The organism is Citrobacter sp. NCU1, from assembly GCF_010231475.1.
Lineage (GTDB): Bacteria > Pseudomonadota > Gammaproteobacteria > Enterobacterales > Enterobacteriaceae > Citrobacter_D.
On sequence record NZ_NRDO01000102.1, the window covers coordinates 1 to 3,366 of the forward strand.

General features: G+C 42.9%; 4 protein-coding genes and 1 pseudogene. All 5 read left to right on the forward strand.

The window, feature by feature from the left end; translation table 11 throughout:
* A pseudogene (locus CJP72_RS24250) lies at nt 1–193 on the forward strand (IS4 family transposase); the annotation flags it as partial.
* A gap of 816 nt (nt 194–1,009) precedes the next feature.
* Entirely contained in the window at nt 1,010–1,192 is a 183-nt protein-coding gene (locus tag CJP72_RS24255) for a type II toxin-antitoxin system HicA family toxin (protein WP_162383801.1), read from the forward strand.
* A gap of 24 nt (nt 1,193–1,216) precedes the next feature.
* Nucleotides 1,217–1,651, forward strand: a complete 435-nt coding sequence (locus CJP72_RS24260) for a type II toxin-antitoxin system HicB family antitoxin (RefSeq protein WP_162383802.1) — start codon at nt 1,217–1,219, stop codon at nt 1,649–1,651.
* Between the two features lie 78 nt (nt 1,652–1,729).
* Nucleotides 1,730–2,032: a hypothetical protein gene (locus CJP72_RS24265; RefSeq protein WP_162383803.1), complete on the forward strand. Its 303-nt coding sequence runs from the start codon at nt 1,730–1,732 to the stop codon at nt 2,030–2,032.
* Between the two features lie 4 nt (nt 2,033–2,036).
* Complete coding sequence (locus CJP72_RS24270) at nt 2,037–2,474, forward strand: hypothetical protein (RefSeq protein WP_162383804.1); 438 nt, start codon at nt 2,037–2,039, stop codon at nt 2,472–2,474.
* Nucleotides 2,475–3,366 lie beyond the last annotated feature (892 nt).

Sequence of the window (3,366 nt, forward strand, 5' to 3'; positions counted from 1 at the left end):
CTATCACGCTGAAAATAAAGGATTACATCTGAGATACCAGGCCAACAGTATTAAATCAAGGCGCGTAATCTCGTATCTGACATTAGCGGAGAATGTCCTGAGACACTCTCCGCTGATATTAAAGCGAACGGCACTGAATGACGTTCTTGACCACCTCGCCAGAACCTATCGAAATATGGTGCTGGTTTATTAGCGCTGATTTGTGGGGATCCCTCAGCGCAATTGCGGCCTTTCTTTGCCCGTTCTCCCGTAAATTTTCCCCGGTAAACCCCTCCCGCAAAATCGCAGATTTCACGTAGCGCACCGCCGTTACTGAATCCATCAAAAATACTAACCGATATTATTCGCGCCGCAAAAAACCTAAGTGACTGTAAAACAACAATTCACGTTCGCACCGGTTGCGCATCGAGCGCGTTGGCCATGTTGATTCTCTGCTGCGACCTCTACAGTAATTCTGAACAAGATTCCGGTGCGTTCCGGTGCTGGTTGCGGTACGATCACCCCGCGCCAGTTCGCTGACGCTCCGGGGGCTGCGTCCCGGTTTGTTCCAGCCCCCGGACTCCCGTCATTAATTCCCTGCGCCGTTAGACATACAGGTCATTCTGTCCAGTTGTCATTGCTTAAAGTTAATGCTAACGTATGCGTACATTAGCATTAACTTTGCGACGTATCCGGGACACTGGCGGCATCACTCCGGGCAGATCTCAACTGCCTGGTATTATTGACGCTACCTTTCACAGGGAGTATTTTAGTGGACGTAGCTAGTCGAGCGTTCTTCTCCCATCTAAGTTGTGGTGTTAGTTCCTCGACATAAAGCGTAAGGATATCAGCCCCAGTTTCATGCAAATGATTCTGGGGTTTTTCTTTAAGAAAATGACTCCGGTTTAATTTCCCCGCCAGTTAGACATACCGCGTTTTCTGTCCAACTAAATATATGTGTACATGTGTGTATATTGCTTGTTGTTGTGCGCATATGTGTGTATAATTATTTTCAGGTTAGGGAGGATAAATGAAATCTGCTGACCTGATTAAAGAACTGGTAGCTGTCGGGTGTGAACTGAAACGGCATAACGGAGGGAGTCACCAGATATGGTGGTCGCCCATTACCGGGAAAACCTTCCCGGTTCCGCATCCGAAGAAAGATTTACCTCTTGGCACTGTCAGGTCTATCAAAAAAATGGCGGGGATCTGATCCCCGCCGACTCTGGAGGTAACTATGTTTTTTTCGGTAGGGGTTGAAACTCCAAAAGATAACGGGACTGCCTACGGTATCAGTGTACCTGCCCTGGACGGTGCGGATTATGGCTGTGTGTCGGCTGCTGATGAACAGGCTGATATTCCCGTTATGGCGCGTGAAGCTATTCTGAGTGTGATTGAAGAAATGATGGTGAATGGTTCGCATTCTGTGGAGGATATAAAAGATGCCGGATTTATGGTGTATGCCGCCAGCCCGGACTATGCGCACTGTGATACCTGGTTTGTCATTGACGTAGATCTGACTGGTTTTGAAGGTAAGCAACAACGGGTAAATATTACGCTGCCTGACGTACTGGTTAAGCGTATTGATGGTTATATTAGTGAGCGGAGCATTTATAAAGACAGAAGCCATTTTCTTGCTACGGCTGCGCGTCATGAGTTGTCGGGGAAATAGTACTAACCTTTGGGTTAATTCTTAGCTTTTATAGATGAAAACCTGAAGCTTGGTGGTTGTTAATTAAGAGGGAATTTCATGATTGTAACTAATGGGGCGCTATATTATTTGTTTGCTTTTACGCTGAGTTTTCTTGGCCTTTTGCTTGGCATTGAATATGCAGTTGTAGTGTTCGTACCGATTTCTTTAATCCTATGGTGGGTAAATAGAGCCTCTTGGCAATGGTTAATGATAGTTTTTGGTCTACCAATTTTATTTTTCTTGCAAAAGTACGAATTTCTGTCTTTACAAATAGCTATTGCAATTGGTTGTGGTTTTATTGGAGCATGCTTTTCTGTTCTGCTTGATGCAATATTAAAGCGTAAAAAATCACAAGGTTAATATAATGAATCATGAACAAAAGATTCAAGCGAAAATGATTGATGTTTTTGGCCCGAAAGCAATAAGAGTGGCTAATCATGTGTTTTTTTATTTATTAGCCCCTTATTCTTTATTTATAGTATTCGGGGTTACTTTATCTAAGGAACATACTCTGGCGTTCTCTGATCTACACAAATTTTTCTATGCGTTCGATTATATATCCGGGATATTCTTAGTGGTAATATGCGGCATATATTATCTTAAAGTAAAATTTGGGAATCTGAGCGTGCTGTTAGGGATTACGATAGCAACTATAGCTAGTCTTATGATTGCACCTGGTACATACAAAGAATATATTTCTGCGCTACCAGTCGTCTTTTTTCTGTGCGCTGTTAATTTGATATTAATAGTTTATGTGTTACATTCTACTAAAATTGCTGAAATTAAAGTTTATAAAAAATAACTTGTTTCGTTTCACCGTATATAGCAAAGCTTCGAGGCCGCGCCAGCGGCCTTGCGTGTAACATGCGTTACGTTTTATCACCTACTGTGGTAAATAAGTTCATATGACACTCCCACTAACTGATAAATCAATACGTTAGGATTTCTGATCTCCCTCTCGTTTCTTGCATTAGGTACAGAGTACATTCTCTTCATATCCATGATAATTTTGAGGTAAATATTGTGTATTCACTAAAGCAGTTGGTTATCTCAGGCCGTAAAAGGCGATGGATCCTGATGGACTTGGAAACCTCTCTGCCGTTGCTGTATCCCCTTAGGTACCATATTGACCATTTGGCTTTCCGCTCATTGTCCACACAGTCAGCTTCACTTCAATCTGTGAAGTTTTTTTACGAATTCTGGAGGCAAAAGTATGGTGTCTCGTTTTGCTACAGCTTCTATTCATCTGACCACAATCCAGACATTGCTGTCGGTGAAATGCCCGCATTTTGGATGTATCTAGAAAATGGCCACAACGTCCAGTCAAATGTGTTGTCTTTAACGAGAGTCACAAAAGCCAATAGCTTAACTCATACAGTTAGAGTTCGTGCTGTGATCCATTTCATTTCTTTTTTGATTAACACCTACATATCACCTGCATACCGGGATGACTCTCCCAAAGCATTATCACTTTTGGCTTCGCGTTTACACACCCGTTTACAGCTTTGCCGGGAGAATTATCGAACGCTTACATCAAACAAATTTTCGCAACATAGTCACAGCAGCCAAGGATTTCAGAGTTTGTCTGGGGCAATGGTGCTCAGCCTGTATGGAATAATAACCCCCTCTTCGGTGATGCTGCCAACTTACTGATTTAGTGTATGATGGTGTTTTTGAGGTGCTCCAGTGGCTTC